Source organism: Pseudomonas sp. AC193, from assembly GCF_979258075.1.
The window spans coordinates 354,289-370,239 of sequence record NZ_OZ409832.1 but is presented as its reverse complement, the minus strand read 5'-3'; the positions used below and the strand labels follow the sequence as shown (position 1 = coordinate 370,239).

The window sequence follows — 15,951 nt, the reverse complement described above, 5'->3', positions numbered from 1 at the left end:
GCTTGACGCTTCGAACTGCTCTTAAAAGTTGCCTTGAACCCACTTCTTCAATCGGCCCAGCAACGGCGCCTGTGGCTCTTCGTTGCTGTAGCTGTCGCGGCTGCCGATGCCCGAGAACGAGATCCCGTCGGACTGCTTTTGCAGGCCGTACATCAACAAGCCGACGCCAGTGGAATAAATCGGGTTGCGCACCACGTCATCCAGACCTTTGACGCCGTGCGGCACGCCCAGACGAACCGGCATATGGAAGATTTCTTCGGCCAGTTCAGTCGCACCTTCCATCTTCGAAGTACCGCCAGTCAGCACGATGCCGGCCGGGATCAGGTCTTCGTAGCCGCTGCGACGCAGCTCGGCCTGAATCAGCGTGAACAGTTCGTCGTAACGCGGCTCGACCACTTCGGCCAGGGCCTGACGCGACAGTTCGCGCGGTGGGCGGTCGCCGACGCTTGGCACCTTGATGGTTTCACCGGCACCGGCCAGTTTCGCCAGGGCGCAGGCGTAGCGGATTTTGATTTCTTCGGCGTACTGAGTCGGGGTGCGCAACGCCATGGCGATGTCGTTGGTCACCTGATCACCGGCAATCGGGATCACCGCGGTGTGACGGATCGCGCCTTCGGTGAAGATCGCGATGTCGGTAGTACCGCCGCCGATGTCGACCAGGCACACGCCCAGTTCTTTCTCGTCGTCGGTCAGTACCGAGTAGGCCGAGGCCAGTTGCTCGAGAATGATGTCGTCGATTTCCAGACCGCAGCGACGCACGCATTTTTCAATGTTCTGTGCAGCGTTGACGGCGCAGGTGACCACGTGAACCTTGGCTTCCAGACGCACGCCGGACATGCCCAGTGGCTCACGAACGCCTTCCTGATTATCAATCACGTAATCCTGCGGCAGGGTGTGCAGCACGCGCTGGTCAGCCGGGATCGCCACAGCCTGAGCAGCGTCGAGTACGCGCTCAAGGTCGGCCGAGCTGACTTCGCGATCACGGATCGCGACGATGCCGTGGGAGTTCAGGCTGCGGATGTGATTGCCCGCCACGCCGACGAACGCCGAGTGAATGCGGCAGCCCGCCATCAGTTGGGCTTCTTCGATCGCACGCTGGATCGATTGCACGGTGGACTCGATGTTCACCACCACGCCCTTCTTCAGGCCACGGGACGGATGGGTACCGATCCCGACGATTTCCAGCGTGCCGTCGTCGGAGACCTCGCCGACCAGCGCCACCACCTTGGAGGTGCCGATATCGAGACCGACGATCATTTTGCCGCTTTGCACGTTTGCCATGGGTCCTGCCTCTTCTTAATTCTTCGCGACAGCGGGTTGGGCTGTCGTCGGCGCTACAGGTTCCCGCCAGCCAACAGCAAGGCCGTTGGCGTAGCGCAGATCGATGCGCGCAATGTTCGTAATCTGGTCTTTAAGCGTCTTGTCATAGATGGCGATAAAGCGGCGCATCTTTTCCACCAAATTGCCGCGTCCCAGCAGCAGCTCGATGCCGGGGCCGGAACTGCCGGCACCGGTGGTCAGGAACCAGCTCCCGCGTTCACGCAATTCCAGGCGTGCAATCGAGAAGCCCAACGGCCGCAGCATCTGGCTCAGCACCTGATACTGCTGCATCACTTGCTGCTGGGCCCGTTGAGGGCCGAACAGCTGTGGCAGGTGTTCGTAGTTCGCCAGTTCCTTTGGCGTAAACGCCTGGCCCTGGTTGTTCAGCAACGACTCGTCACCCCAACGCGCCACCGGCAATTGCTCTTCGAGGCGGATCACCACTTGATCCGGCCACACCCGACGTACTTCGGCATGGGCGATCCAGGGCATCTGCTCAAGCTCGGTGCGCATCCCGGCCAGGTCGATGGTGAAGAAGCTCGACGCCACGTACGGGGCGATGCGCTGCTGCACTGCTTGCTGGCTGATATAGCTCAGGTCGCCCTGCACGGCGATCTTGGTGATCGGCCGGTCGGCGTACGGCAGCAAACGCGTTGCGCCTTCGTACGTACCAAAGCCCAGTACAACCAGCAGCACCGGCCAGAACAGGCTTTTCAGAAAACCAAAATTGGCTTTCGGCAGGCGCGCGGACATCGGCTCTTTCGCCACCATTCGGCTGGCACCCCGCGGCACCGGCTTGCGGCCGGGTGCGGGTGGCTGATGTCTGAGCTGAGCGCCTTGCATGGTCTTAACCTCGCGCCTCTTGGGTAACTGCGCCTTCAACACTGGCGGCCAGAATCGCCAGTACCAGTTGCTGGAAATCCAGACCGGCAGCACGGGCCGCCATCGGCACCAGACTGTGATCGGTCATGCCCGGTGCGGTGTTCACTTCCAGGAACCAGAACTGCCCGTCGGCGTCCTGCATCACGTCCGCCCTGCCCCAACCGGCAATCCCCAGCGCCTCACTGGCCTTGGCCGTGAGATCCATGAGTTCCTGTTCCTTGGCGGCATCCAGCCCGCACGGAATGCGGTACTGGGTATCGTTGGCGATGTACTTGGCGTCGTAGTCGTAAAACGTGTGCGGTGTACCCAGGGCGATTGGAGGCAACACCTGGTCACGCAGGGTGGCGATGGTGAACTCCGGACCTTGAATCCATTGCTCAACCAACACTTGCGAATCGTAGGTACTGGCCGCTTTCCATGCGTCGATCAACTCGGACGCAGAACTCACTTTGGCCATCCCGATACTTGAACCTTCATGGGCCGGTTTGACGATCAAAGGGAAGCCCAGTTCCGTCGCCGCAGAAATACAATCGGCTTCGCTGCACAGCACGGCGTGACGCGGTGTCGGAATCCCGAGGCTGTGCCAGACCTGCTTGGTGCGCAGTTTGTCCATCGCCAGTGCCGAGGCCAGAATGCCGCTGCCGGTGTAGGGAATGCCGGCCACTTCGAGCAGGCCCTGCATGGAGCCGTCTTCACCGCCACGGCCGTGAAGAATGATGAAGGCGCGGTCGATTTTTTCGCTGAGCAGGCGTTGCAGAATGTCGGCGCCAACGTCGATACCGAACGCGTCGACGCCAGCGCTCTGCAGCGCGTCGAGTACAGCGTTACCGGATTTCAGCGAAACCTCACGCTCGGCACTCAAGCCGCCGAAGAGCACGGCGACGCGGCCGAAGTCTTTCGGCGCGATGGTGGAGAACAGGTTGGCGTAGGCAGCAGTCATTTCAACTTCCCCTCGACCGACGCCGCCACGGCGCCAGCGAACAATTCACTTTTCAACAGCTTTGGCGCGAGACCGCCGATATCACCCGCGCCCTGGCACAGCAGGATGTCGCCGGCACGCAACAGCGGCTTGACCAGCGGTGCCAGATCAACGCCACGCTCGATGTAGATAGGGTCGAGCTGACCGCGCTGGCGGATGCTGTTGCACAGCTTGCGGCTGTCGGCACCCGGAATCGGCTCTTCGCCGGCCGGATAAACTTCCATCAGCAGCAGCACGTTGGCGTCGGCCAGTACATTGACGAAATCGTCGTACAGGTCGCGGGTGCGGCTGTAACGGTGCGGTTGATACACCATCACCAGACGGCGTTCCGGCCAGCCACCGCGTACGGCTTTGATCACGGCCGCGACTTCGGTCGGGTGGTGACCGTAGTCGTCGACCAGCATCACGTGGCCGCCGTCCACCGGCAGTTCGCCGTAGACCTGGAAGCGTCGACCGACACCCTGGAAACCCGACAGGCCCTGAACGATGGCTTCATCGCTGACGCCCTCATCGGACGCGATGCAGATGGTCGCCAGCGAGTTGAGCACGTTGTGGTTGCCCGGCATGTTCACGGAAACGTCCAGCGGCTCGCGGTCAGGGCGCAGCACGGTGAAGAAGGTCTGCATGCCTTGCTGACGCACATTGATCGCGCGGACGTCAGCGTCTTCGCTGAAGCCGTAGGTCACGGTCGGACGTTTCACCAGCGGCAGGATTTCGCGCACGACCGGGTCGTCCAGGCACATCACGGCCAAACCGTAGAACGGCAGGTTGTGCAGGAACTCGACGAAGGTTTTCTTCAGTTTGTTGAAGTCACCGTCGTAGGTCGCCATGTGGTCGGCGTCAATGTTGGTGACCACGGCCACCAGCGGTTGCAGGTGCAGGAAGCTCGCGTCGCTTTCATCGGCTTCGGCGATCAAGTAACGGCTGGTGCCGAGCTGGGCATTGGTGCCCGCAGCATTCAGACGACCACCGATGACGAAGGTCGGATCCAGACCACCGGCGGCAAACACCGAAGCGATCAGGCTGGTGGTGGTGGTTTTGCCGTGCGTACCGGCGACGGCGATGCCGTGGCGATAGCGCATCAGCTCAGCGAGCATTTCGGCCCGCGGCACCACTGGAATACGACGCTCAAGCGCAGTCGCGACTTCCGGGTTGGAGGTATTCACAGCGCTCGACACCACCAATACATCGGCGGTCGCGGCGTTCTCGGCACGGTGGCCGATGAAGATGTGCGCGCCGAACGATTCGAGACGCTCGGTGACCGGCGAAGCTTTCAGGTCGGAACCGGACACTTCGTAGCCCAGGTTCAACAACACTTCGGCAATACCGCACATGCCCACGCCGCCGATACCGACGAAGTGGATGCGACGGATGCGGCGCATTTCCGGTTGCGGCATGGCTTTCTGATTCTCAACCATGGGCCACCTCCAGACAGGTATCGACCACGCTACGGGTGGCATCGGGTTTCGCCAGACGGCGGGCCGCTTGGGCCATATCTTCGAGTCGTTGCGGTTGCATCAAGACCTCTGTCAGGCGCGCGGCAAGATCCGCGGCACCAGTCGTTCTTTGCGGCATCAGGAAGGCTGCGCCTTCACGGGCCAAATAATCGGCGTTGCGGGTCTGGTGATCGTCGATCGCGTGGGGCAAAGGCACCAGCATCGAAGGCAGACCGGCGGCAGCCAGCTCACTGATGGTCAACGCGCCTGCGCGGCACACCACCAGGTCGGCCCAGCCATAGGCTTGGGCCATGTCTTTGATGAACGGCTGCACCTGCGCATCGACGCCGGCGGCGCGGTAGCGCTCTGCAGTCACTTCATCGTGGTTTTTGCCGGCCTGATGAAACACTTCCGGGCGCAAATCGGCAGCGACTTGGGCCAGGGCTTCAGGCAGCAATTTATTCAACGGTTCTGCGCCAAGGCTTCCGCCAAGGATCAGCAAACGCGCTTTGCGACCAGCCAGAGCCGGGCGCGATGTTTCGAGGAACAGCTCGCTGCGCACCGGGTTTCCGGTGGTACGGCGGGTGTCCGACAGAGTAAAGGTGTCGGGGAACGCTTCACACACCCGGGCGGCGAACGGCACCAGCAACCGATTGGCGGTGCCGGCCACAGCGTTCTGCTCGTGAACGATCACCGGCACGCCGGCCAGTTTCGCGGCAAGCCCACCAGGGCCAGTCACATAACCACCGAAACCGACCACACACACTGGTTTCAACTGGCGAATGATCGCCCGCGCCTGCCACACCGATTTCAGCAGCATGAACGGCGCCTTGAGCAGCGACAGCTTGCCCTTGCCGCGCAAACCGCTGGCGTTGATGCGGTGCAGTTCCAGCCCTGCGCCCGGCACCAGTTCGTTTTCAATTCCGCGCGGCGTGCCGAGCCAGTGCACGGTATAGCCGCGCGCCTGAAACTCGCGGGCACAGGCCAGCGCCGGGAACACGTGGCCACCGGTTCCGCCGGCCATGATCAATACGTTAGCGCCCATGATTCGGCTCCTCAGCGAAGTCGCTCTCATGGAATTCCATTTCTTCACTGCCCAGGTGGGTTCGACTCTCCCACTCGATCCTCAATAACAAGCCGAGGCAGGCACAGCAGATCACCAACGAACTGCCGCCGTAACTAAGGAACGGCAAGGTCAGACCCTTGGTTGGCAGCAGGCCGACGTTCACCCCGATGTTGATCAGGAACTGACCAATCCACAGGAACGACAAGCCGTAGGCCACATAAGCTGCGAAATACTGTTTGGCTTTCTCCGCCCACAAGCCGATGTACATGCCGCGAATACACACGAACACGAACAGGGCCACGGTGCACAGCGAACCGACCGCGCCCAGCTCTTCAGCGAGAACCGAGAACACGAAGTCGGTGTGCGCTTCCGGCAGGTAGAACTGCTTCTGCACGCTGTTGCCCAGGCCCACGCCGAGCCATTCACCGCGACCGAAGGCGATCAACGCCTGCGACAGTTGATAACCGGCGCCGAACTGGTCAGCCCACGGGTCAGCGAAGTTGGTCAGACGCGCCATTCGATACGGCTGCATCTGAATCAGCAGCACCACCGCCCCGACCGCCAACACCACCATCAGCGAGAAGCGGAACAGCCCGACCCCGCCAAGGAATAGCATTGCCGCCGCAGCGCCCATCATCACGACGGTGGCACCGAAGTCCGGCTCCATCAGCAACAGACCGGCCATCGGCAGCAACACGATGAACGGCTTGAAGAAGCCCATCCAGCTCTCACGCACTTCTTTCTGACGCCGCACCAGATATCCGGCGAGGTAGATCACCACGAATACTTTGGCGATTTCGGACGGCTGCACGTTGAAGAAACTGAAACCGATCCAGCGCATCGAACCGTTCACTTCTCGGCCGATGCCGGGGACGATCACCATCACCAGCAAACCGAACGCACCCAGCAGCATCAACCAGCCGAGGCGCTGCCAGGTGGCAATTGGGATCATCATGGTAATGACACATGCGCCCAGGCCCAGCACCACATATATAAGGTGGCGAATCATGTAATACAGCGGACTGCCCGACTGCGCGGCCGCCACTTCAGTGGACGCCGAGGCGATCATGATCAAACCGAGACCGAGCAGCGCCAGGCAACCGGCGAGCATCGGGAAATCGAGGTCGATACCGCGCCCGGTGATGATCGGCGACGGATACGGTTTGATGATATTGCGCAGGCTCATGCCAATTCCTCCACAGCGCGGACGAACTGGTGACCACGGTCTTCATAATTCTTGAACATGTCGAAACTGGCGCAGGCCGGCGACAGCAGCACCACGTCACCCGGCTGGGCAGCGGCGCGGCATTGCGCGACGGCATCGACCAGCGAGGTCGCGCGGATCAGCGGCACGGCATCGCCGATGGCGGCGCCGATCTTGTCGGAGTCGCGGCCCATGAGGATCACGGCGCGGCAGTTGGCCGCCACCGGATCATGCAGATCGTTGAATTCGGCACCCTTGCCATCGCCACCGGCGATCAGGATGACCTTGCCATCGATGTCCGCGCCCAGGCCTTCGATGGCAGCCAGTGCGGCGCCGACGTTGGTGGCTTTGGAATCGTTGTAGTAAGCCACGCCGTCGAGATCACGCACCCACTGGCAACGGTGTTCGAGACCGGCAAAGTTGCGCAGCGCCGCGAGCATCGCATCGAACGGCAGGCCGACCGCATGACCGAGTGCCAGCGCCGCGAGGGCGTTGGACTGGTTATGCGCGCCACGAATCTTCAATTCGCGCACTGGCATCAGGTTGTGGAATTCGAAGGCCAGATACTTCTCGCCGTCTTCTTCGCGGATACCGAAGGCTTTGAAATCGGGTTTGGTCAGGCCGAACGTCCAGCATGGCTGGCCTTCGCCCATCAGCGGACGGCTCAGCGCATCCTGACGGTTGACCACGAACTGCTTCGCGCCACGGAAGATCCGGTGCTTGGCCAGGTGGTAAGCCGGCAGGCCGCTATAGCGATCCATGTGGTCTTCGCTGATGTTCAGCACGGTCGCCACTTCAGCGTTGAGCTGGTCAGTGGTTTCCAGCTGGAAGCTCGACAGCTCCATCACGTACAGCTCGATGTCGTCGCTGAGCAAGTCCAGCGCCGGAGTGCCGAGGTTGCCGCCGACGGCGACGCGTTTGCCCGCCGCAGCCGCCATCTCGCCGACCAGGGTGGTGACGGTGCTTTTCGCGTTGGAACCGCTGATGGCCACGATCGGCGCCTGCGCGTTACGCGCGAACAGCTCGATGTCGCCGGACAGTTTCACGCCACGGGCCGCAGCGGCTTGCAGGGCCGGGGTCGCCAGCGCCAGACCGGGGCTCACGTAGAGCTCGTCGGCACGGCAGAGGAATTCGACGTCCAGCTCGCCACAACGCACTTCCACGTGCGGATAGTCACGCTTGAGCGTGGCCAGTTCCGGTGGATTTTCCCGCGTGTCCGCCACGGCAAACGACGTGCCCCGGTTCGCCAGGAAGCGAACCAGGGACATGCCGCTCTTGCCGAGGCCGACAACGATGCGGAAGTGGTCAGAAGCGATCAGAGACACTCGTTCTACCTCAGCTTCAGGGTGGCAAGGCCGACAAGCACGAGAATCACGGTGATGATCCAGAAACGGACAATCACGCGCGGCTCGGGCCAGCCCTTGAGTTCAAAGTGGTGGTGTATCGGTGCCATGCGGAACACACGGCGACCGGTCAGCTTAAAGGACGCAACCTGAATGACGACTGACAGGGTTTCCATCACGAACACGCCGCCCATGATGAACAGGACGATTTCCTGACGGACGATCACCGCGATGGTGCCCAGTGCCGCGCCGAGTGCGAGGGCACCGACGTCGCCCATGAACACTTGCGCTGGATAGGTGTTGAACCAGAGGAAGCCCAGCCCGGCGCCAATCAGCGCGCCGCAGAACACGATCAGTTCGCCCGCGCCCGGCACATAAGGGATCAGCAGGTATTCAGCGAATTTCACGTTACCCGACAGGTAGCAGAAGATGCCGAGGCCACCGCCAACCATCACGGTTGGCATGATCGCCAGACCGTCGAGGCCGTCAGTCAGGTTGACCGCGTTGCTCGAACCGACGATCACAAAATAAGTCAGCACGATGAAACCGAGACCCAGCGGAATGCTGTAGTCCTTGAGCATCGGCAAGATCAGCGTGGTTTCCACCGGGGTGGACGCGGTCATATAAAGGAAGATCGCTGCGCCGAGGCCGAACACCGACTGCCAGAAATACTTCCAGCGGCTTGGCAAGCCACGGGAGTTCTTCTCGATGACTTTGCGGTAATCGTCGACCCAGCCGATGGCGCCGAACAGCAGGGTCACCAGCAACACAGTCCAGACGTAGCGGTTGCTCAGGTCAGCCCAAAGCAACGTGCTGACGCCGATCGAAGACAGAATCAGTGCGCCGCCCATGGTCGGGGTGCCCGACTTGGACAGGTGCGATTGCGGGCCGTCGTTACGCACGGATTGACCGATCTGACGGTTCTGCAGGGTGCGGATCATCCACGGGCCATAGCACAGCGACAAAACCAGCGCGGTCAGCACACCGAGAATCCCGCGCAGGGTCAGGTACTGAAAGACCGCGAAGCCTTTGTAGAACTGTTGCAGATACTCCGCTAGCAGCAGCAGCATTAATGTTTCTCCAGACTGGATCCGCACAGAGCCGCAACGATGTTTTCCATCGCTGCACTGCGCGAACCCTTGATCAAAATAGTGGTGTTTGTGTCCTGCTCGGCGTCGAGGGCCTGGATCAGCTCGGCTTGCGTGCCGAAGTGATGCGCCTGTTCACCGAATGCGTTGACGGCGTGAACCATGTTTGGCCCGACGGCGTAAAGCGCGGAAACCTTGCCCCGGGCGTACTCGCCCACGTCGCGGTGCCCCTGCTCCGCCCAATCGCCCAACTCGCCGATATCCCCGAGCACCAGGACGGTGCGGCCGGAAAAGCCGGCGAGTATATCAACGGCCGCGCACATCGAGGTGGGGTTTGCGTTGTAAGTGTCATCGATCACGCGCATGCCGTTTTTCGCCAGTTGCGCGACGGTGCGACCCTTGACCGGTTGCACCGCGCCAAGCCCGGTGGCGATGCCGAACAGCGACACGCCCAAGGCGTGCGCGGCAGCGGCGGCGGCCATGGAATTGGCGACGTTATGGGTGCCGAGCAGGTTCAGTTGAACGCGCTCGACACCTTCAGGTGTGTGCAGATTGAAGGCCGGGCAACCACGGGCATCGGTGGTCAGGTCGCTTGCGTAAAAGTCCGCCTGCGTGTTGCTCAGGGCAAAGGTCAACACCTTGCGACCGGCAGCGCGGGTCTTCCAGATACCGAAAGCCTTGTCATCGAGGTTGAGCACGGCGATGCCATCGGCCGCCAGCCCTTCGATGATTTCGCCTTTGGCTTCGACGATTTTTTCCGGGCCGCCGAACTCACCGACGTGAGCGGTGCCGGCATTGTTCAGAATCGCTACGTGCGGCTTGGTCAGCCCGACGGTGTAGGCGATTTCACCCAGACGCGAGGCGCCCAGTTCGATCACGGCCGAGGTGTGTTCCGCGGCCAGTTCGATCAGGGTCAGCGGTACGCCGAGGTCATTGTTCAGGTTGCCACGGGTCGCCAGCACCGGGCCGCGCGTGCGCAGGATGCTTGCGAGCATTTCCTTGACCGTGGTTTTGCCGCTGGAACCGGTCACCGCCGCTACAGGCTGAGAGAACGCGGCGCGATTCAAGGCGCCCAACTGGCCAAGGGCCTGACGGGTGTCCTTGACCAGCAATTGCGGCAAGGTGCTGTCGGCGACTTCACGCTCGACCAGCGCAGCCACCGCGCCTTTGGCGGCGACGTCATTCAAATAGTCATGACCGTCGAATCGCGGGCCGGTCAACGCAATAAACAGTTGGCCTGGCTGGATCGCACGGCTGTCGATGCTGACGCCGTCGAAGCTGGCATCGCCGGCGATCAAACGGGCATCGAGGGCGTTGGACAGTTCGCTGAGTTTCAGGGCCTTAAGCATGGGCCACCTCCCAAGCGGTCAGGGCATGATCAGCCTCGACCAGGTCGGAGAAAGCGTGGCGCTCGCCGTTGATTTCCTGATAGTCCTCGTGACCTTTACCGGCCAGGACGATCACGTCATCGGCCGACGCGCCGGCAATCAGTTGTGCAATCGCCTGACCACGGCCGGCGACGAAGGTGACTTTATCCACAGCCGTGAAACCGGCGCGGATGTCGTCGAAAATCACCGCTGGGTCTTCAGTGCGCGGGTTGTCGTCGGTGACCAACACTTGATCGGCCAGACGCTCAACCACTTCAGCCATCAACGGACGCTTGCCGCGATCACGATCACCGCCGCAGCCGAACAGGCACAGCAGGTGACCTTTGACGTGCGGGCGCAACGCGGTCAGTACTTTTTCCAGTGCGTCCGGGGTGTGGGCGTAATCGACCACCACCAACGGTTGCGTGCCACCGCCAAGACGCTGCATGCGTCCGGCCGGGCCTTCGAGTTTCGGCAGCACTTTGAGAATTTCGTCGAGCGCGTAATCCAGACCGAGCAATGCGCCGACCGCAGCAAGGACGTTGCTCAGGTTGAAGCGACCGAGCAGCGTGCTGCGCAGATGATGTTCGCCCTGCGGCGTGACCAATGTGGCGCGCACACCGTGGTCGTCGAACTGCGCTTCGCGGCAATACAGATAGGCGCTGCTGTCGAGCAGGCTGTAGGTGATCAAACGCGACTCACGTTTTTCAGCGGCCAGTTGCCGGCCAAAATCATCGTCGAGGTTGACCACGCGGCACTTCAAATCATTCCAGGCGAACAGCTTGGCCTTGGCCTCAGCGTACGCCTGCATGGTGCCGTGATAATCCAGATGATCACGGGACAGGTTGGTCATCACCGCGACGTCGAACGCCAGTGCAGTGACGCGGCCCTGATCCAGACCGTGGGACGAGACTTCCATGGCCACGGCTTTGGCGCCGGCCTTTTTCAGGTCGCCCAATGTCGCTTGTACGGCAATCGGATTCGGCGTGGTGTGCAGACCGCTTTGCAGTGCGCCATAGAAGCCGGAACCCAGCGTGCCGACGATGCCGCAATGTTGACCGAGCAGATCCAGCGCCTGCGCAACCAGTTGGGTCACGCTGGTTTTACCGTTGGTGCCGGTCACGCCCACCAGGTTCAGGTGATGACTTGGCTCACCGTAAAAACGCCCGGCGATGTCCGACAGTTGCGCAGCGAGGCCTTTGACCGGGATCAGCGGCACGTCGGTGATCGGCAGCACAGTGGCGCCTTCGACTTCATAAGCTACAGCGGCAGCACCGCGTTGCAGTGCATCAGCGATGTGCGCACGGCCATCGAATTTGCCGCCCGGCACGGCGAGGAACAGGTCACCCGCGCGTACGTTACGGCTGTCCAGCGCCAATTCACGGATCAACAGATCGTGGCCGGCGTGGGGGAATATCTTGTTCAGACTTAATGACATCAGCCGCGCCCTCCATTGGCTTTCAGCGGTATGACCGGGGTGGCGTTGGCCTGTTGTGTCGCCGGCAGATTGTCCGGGGTCACGTTCATCAGACGCAGGGTGCCGGACATCACACGGCTGAACACTGGCGCCGATACCAGACCACCGAAGTAGCCGGCCTTGCTTGGTTCGTCGATCACCACAACGATGGCGTAACGCGGATCGCTCATCGGACCGAAACCGGCGAACAGCGAGCGATAGGAGTTTTCGGCGTAGCCCTTGGTACCCACCGACGTTTTACGTGCGGTACCCGACTTGCCGGCCACGTGATACGCCGGCACCTGCGCACGGAATACGCCGCGCGGTGCTTCGATCACTTGGGTGAGCATGCCTTGCATGGTTTTCGCGACGGCTTCCGGCAGCACTTGCGTGGTCTGCGGCGGCTTGTCGGTTTTGATCAGGGTCAGCGGCGCGAGACGACCGTTGTTGGCCAGCGCAGAGAAGGCGTGCACCAGCTGAATCGCGGTCACGGAAATACCGTAGCCGTAAGACAGGGTCGCGGTTTCAGCCTTGCGCCACTCACGGTAGTTCGGCAGGTTGCCGACGCGCTCGCCCGGGAAGCCGAGGCCGGTGTCCTGGCCGAGGCCGACTTTCTGTGCGAGGCGATAAATGGTTTCGCCGCCGATATCGAACGCGACCTTACTCATGCCGACGTTACTGGAATTGATCAGGATGCCGGTCATGTCCAGCACCGGGCCTTCGGTTCTCGAAACGTCTTTGATGGTGTACTTGCCAATCTGCAAAGTACCCGGATACACCTCGACGGTGTCGGTCGGTTTCCAGCGGCCGGATTCGATCGCGGCGCTCATCGAGATGGCTTTCATGGTCGAACCCGGCTCGAACACGTCGATCATCGCGCGGTTACGCATCATTGCCGGTTGCAGGTTGCGACGGTTGTTCGGGTTGTAGGTCGGCTGGTTGACCATGGCGAGGATCTCGCCGGTCTTCACGTCCATGATCACCAGACTGCCGGCCTTGGCGCCGTTTTCGATGATTGCGTTACGCAACTCGCGGTTGGCCAGGTATTGCAGACGCAGGTCAATGGACAACGCCAAGGGCTTGCCGGCCTTGGCGTTTTTGGTGACCTGGACATCCTTGATCAGCCGACCGCGCCGATCCTTGATGACCTGCCGTTTGCCCGGCACACCGGCGAGCCACTCGTCGTAGGCGAGTTCGACGCCTTCACGACCGTGGTCGTCGATGTCGGTAAAGCCAACCATGTGCGCAGTGACTTCACCGGCCGGATAGAAGCGGCGGAATTCTTCGATGCCGTAAACGCCCGGCACTTTCAGATCGAGCACAGCCTGGCCCTGCTCGGGGGTCAGCCCGCGCACCAGATAAATGAATTCTTTGTTGGCCTGAGCTTCGAGACGCTCGGTCAGGGCTTTCGGATCCTGACCCAGAGCTGCCGCCAGTGCCGGCCATTTCTCTTTGGCCGACTGCATTTCCTTGGCGTTGGCCCACAGGGTGGTCACCGGCGTACTGACGGCCAAAGGCTCGCCGTTACGGTCGGTGATCAGACCACGGTGAGCTGGAATCGGGATGTGGCGAAGACTGCGTGCGTCGCCCTGACCTTTGAGGAAGTCACGGTCAACCACTTGCAGGTCGATGATGCGCCAGCAGATTGCTGCGACCATCACGCCGAGCAGTGCCACCATCAGGCGGAAGCGCCACGGGAAGAGTGCGCCTTCGAGTTTCATCATGGCGCCACCATCTTCACGTCAGCCGCGCCCGGAATGTGCATTTTCAATTGTTCGCTGGCCAGCACTTCGATGCGGCTGTGTGCGGGTCCAGGTGCTTTGTTCAAGAATCAAACGGCCCCACTCGGCCTGCGCCTTGTCGCGCACGCTGAGTTCGTTATAAAGATTGTTGAGCAACTGGCGGTTCCAGTGCGCGCTGTAAGACACGCCGATGGCCGACACGAGCACGCCGATAAACAGCAGCAGCATCAAAAAGCTGCCGCCGGGCAATGGCTTGGCGAAAAGCTTGCTCACCGCAACTTCTCCGCGACGCGCATGACGGCGCTACGGGAACGTGGGTTGGCTTTGAGTTCGGCGTCGGAGGCCGTCTGCGCTTTGCCATGGACTTTGATTTTCGGTTCAAACGCGACGTGACGAACCGGCAGGTTGCGCGGCAGGTTGTCGGCTTCGCCTTTCACCAGTTTGCGCATGAACAGTTTGACGATGCGGTCTTCCAGCGAGTGGAAGCTGATCACCACCAGACGACCACCGATTTCCAGTGCGTCCAGCGCGGCTTCGAGGCCGGCTTCCAGATCGCCCAGTTCGTTGTTGACGTGAATGCGCAAACCCTGGAACGCACGGGTGGCCGGGTTCTTGCCCTTTTCCCACGCCGGGTTGGCGACCTTGAGCACTTCGGCCAGATCGGCGGTGCGCTCGAACGGCGTGATATCGCGACGTTCGGCAACGGCACGAGCCATGCGACCGGAGAAACGTTCTTCGCCGTATTCCTTGAACACCCGGGCGATTTCTTCAGCCGGCGCGGTGTTGACGAATTCGGCAGCGCTGATGCCACGGGACGGATCCATGCGCATGTCCAGCGAACCGTCGTTGAGGAAACTGAAGCCGCGTTCAGCGTCGTCGAGCTGCGGCGAAGAGACGCCGAGGTCGAGCAGAATGCCGCTGACCTTGCCGCTCAGACCCTGTTCGGCAACCACCGAACCGAGCTCGGCAAAGCTGCGCTGCACAACGACAAAGCGGCCGTCTTCGGCCGCTAGCGTTTGCCCGGTGGCAATCGCTTGTGGATCTTTGTCGAATCCGATGAGACGACCATCTGTTCCGAGCTGGCTGAGGATCAGCCGGCTGTGTCCGCCGCGACCGAACGTACCGTCCAGATAGCATCCATCAGGACGTACGGCGAGAGCCTCCACGGCTTCGTCGAGCAGTACGGTGATGTGGTTAAAGCCGCTATCAATAGTCACAGGATCAAATCACGCAGTTCATCAGGCATGGCGCCCGGTTGTTGAATAGCAGCAAGGTCAGCGGCAGATACCGCGTCCCATGCATCCTCGTCCCACAATTGGAACTTGTTCAGTTGGCCTACCAGCATCGCGCGCTTATCGAGCTTGGCGTATTCGCGCAGACGCGGTGGAACCAGAAAACGACCACTGCCATCGAGTTCGAGATCGACGGCATTACCAATCAATAAACGTTGCAGGCGACGGTTCTCTTCGCGAAGCGAAGGAAGTGCGCGCAACTTGGTTTCAATAATTTCCCACTCATCGAGCGGATAGACACACAGGCATGGATCAACGGCATCAATGGTCACGATCAATTGGCCGGAACTACGCGAAACGAGCTCGTCGCGGTACCGGCTCGGCATAGCGAGACGGCCCTTTGCATCGAGACTGATAGCGTTAGCTCCGCGAAACACGTCAGCGCTTCTCCAATTTTTATCGTTTTGAGCTCAAAAAACCCACTTCATGCCACTTTCCGCCACTTGCGCACACTATAGGAATGCGCCCACCACACCGTCAAGGCGCGGAGTAAAGGAAAACCCTTACAGAACGGAGATTTAGGAACATAAAAGGAGGGGTAACGACAAATTGGCGGATAGTTTTGACCAATAACTTGATGCAGCACTGGAAGCTGCGCTCGGAAGTTAAAGTAATTTGTTAAGAGTAAGATTTTTTCGGTATTACAAAAGCGCTTCTGCTGTTGATTGAAGCACGGTGGGAAATGGCTATTACTGCGTTTGCCGCTGCCGGACTTTCACAGCAGGTCTGCTGATATTACACAGCCCTGTTGCTATTGATTCAAGCAGGGAAAGTAA

13 protein-coding genes and 1 pseudogene are annotated in these 15,951 nt (G+C 61.0%); all 14 read right to left on the bottom strand.

The features are described from left to right. Positions 1 to 21 precede the first annotated feature (21 nt). On the bottom strand, positions 22 to 1,281 hold the full coding sequence (gene ftsA / locus ACZZ0D_RS01780) for a cell division protein FtsA (protein ID WP_463552311.1): 1,260 nt from the start codon (positions 1,279 to 1,281) through the stop codon (positions 22 to 24). A gap of 15 nt (positions 1,282 to 1,296) precedes the next feature. Next, positions 1,297 to 2,163: a cell division protein FtsQ/DivIB gene (locus ACZZ0D_RS01775; RefSeq protein ID WP_053123632.1), complete on the bottom strand. Its 867-nt coding sequence runs from the start codon at positions 2,161 to 2,163 to the stop codon at positions 1,297 to 1,299. A 4-nt stretch (positions 2,164 to 2,167) separates the two neighbouring features. Next, a complete protein-coding gene (locus tag ACZZ0D_RS01770; RefSeq protein WP_212545542.1) occupies positions 2,168 to 3,142 on the bottom strand; it encodes a D-alanine--D-alanine ligase in 975 nt (324 codons plus the stop codon). After that, a complete protein-coding gene (gene murC / locus ACZZ0D_RS01765; protein ID WP_463552310.1) occupies positions 3,139 to 4,599 on the bottom strand; it encodes a UDP-N-acetylmuramate--L-alanine ligase in 1,461 nt (486 codons plus the stop codon). The genes ACZZ0D_RS01770 and murC overlap by 4 nt, the downstream gene beginning before the upstream one ends. After that, positions 4,592 to 5,662, bottom strand: a complete 1,071-nt coding sequence (gene murG / locus ACZZ0D_RS01760; protein WP_463552309.1) for an undecaprenyldiphospho-muramoylpentapeptide beta-N-acetylglucosaminyltransferase — start codon at positions 5,660 to 5,662, stop codon at positions 4,592 to 4,594. The genes murC and murG overlap by 8 nt, the downstream gene beginning before the upstream one ends. Beyond that, positions 5,652 to 6,869: a putative lipid II flippase FtsW gene (gene ftsW, locus ACZZ0D_RS01755; protein WP_053123640.1), complete on the bottom strand. Its 1,218-nt coding sequence runs from the start codon at positions 6,867 to 6,869 to the stop codon at positions 5,652 to 5,654. The genes murG and ftsW overlap by 11 nt, the downstream gene beginning before the upstream one ends. After that, positions 6,866 to 8,212, bottom strand: coding sequence for a UDP-N-acetylmuramoyl-L-alanine--D-glutamate ligase (gene murD, locus ACZZ0D_RS01750; protein ID WP_463552308.1), 1,347 nt, complete (start codon positions 8,210 to 8,212; stop codon positions 6,866 to 6,868). Before murD ends, ftsW begins: the two co-directional genes overlap by 4 nt. A gap of 5 nt (positions 8,213 to 8,217) precedes the next feature. Beyond that, positions 8,218 to 9,300 (bottom strand): phospho-N-acetylmuramoyl-pentapeptide-transferase, encoded by a 1,083-nt coding sequence (mraY, locus tag ACZZ0D_RS01745; protein WP_008082775.1) that lies wholly within the window; start codon positions 9,298 to 9,300, stop codon positions 8,218 to 8,220. Next, positions 9,300 to 10,667 carry a UDP-N-acetylmuramoyl-tripeptide--D-alanyl-D-alanine ligase gene (locus ACZZ0D_RS01740; protein WP_463552307.1) on the bottom strand — a complete coding sequence of 456 codons (1,368 nt, stop codon included), beginning with the start codon at positions 10,665 to 10,667 and terminating at the stop codon, positions 9,300 to 9,302. Before ACZZ0D_RS01740 ends, mraY begins: the two co-directional genes overlap by 1 nt. Continuing rightward, on the bottom strand, positions 10,660 to 12,123 hold the full coding sequence (locus tag ACZZ0D_RS01735) for a UDP-N-acetylmuramoyl-L-alanyl-D-glutamate--2,6-diaminopimelate ligase (RefSeq protein ID WP_463552306.1): 1,464 nt from the start codon (positions 12,121 to 12,123) through the stop codon (positions 10,660 to 10,662). The genes ACZZ0D_RS01740 and ACZZ0D_RS01735 overlap by 8 nt, the downstream gene beginning before the upstream one ends. Then, positions 12,123 to 13,862 (bottom strand): peptidoglycan D,D-transpeptidase FtsI family protein, encoded by a 1,740-nt coding sequence (locus ACZZ0D_RS01730; RefSeq protein WP_178124211.1) that lies wholly within the window; start codon positions 13,860 to 13,862, stop codon positions 12,123 to 12,125. Before ACZZ0D_RS01730 ends, ACZZ0D_RS01735 begins: the two co-directional genes overlap by 1 nt. Beyond that, positions 13,862 to 14,156, bottom strand: a pseudogene (gene ftsL / locus ACZZ0D_RS01725) (cell division protein FtsL). Before ftsL ends, ACZZ0D_RS01730 begins: the two are co-directional and overlap by 1 nt. After that, on the bottom strand, positions 14,153 to 15,100 hold the full coding sequence (gene rsmH, locus ACZZ0D_RS01720; RefSeq protein ID WP_463552305.1) for a 16S rRNA (cytosine(1402)-N(4))-methyltransferase RsmH: 948 nt from the start codon (positions 15,098 to 15,100) through the stop codon (positions 14,153 to 14,155). Before rsmH ends, ftsL begins: the two are co-directional and overlap by 4 nt. Continuing rightward, complete coding sequence (gene mraZ, locus ACZZ0D_RS01715; RefSeq protein WP_008147486.1) at positions 15,097 to 15,552, bottom strand: division/cell wall cluster transcriptional repressor MraZ; 456 nt, start codon at positions 15,550 to 15,552, stop codon at positions 15,097 to 15,099. Before mraZ ends, rsmH begins: the two co-directional genes overlap by 4 nt. Positions 15,553 to 15,951 lie beyond the last annotated feature (399 nt).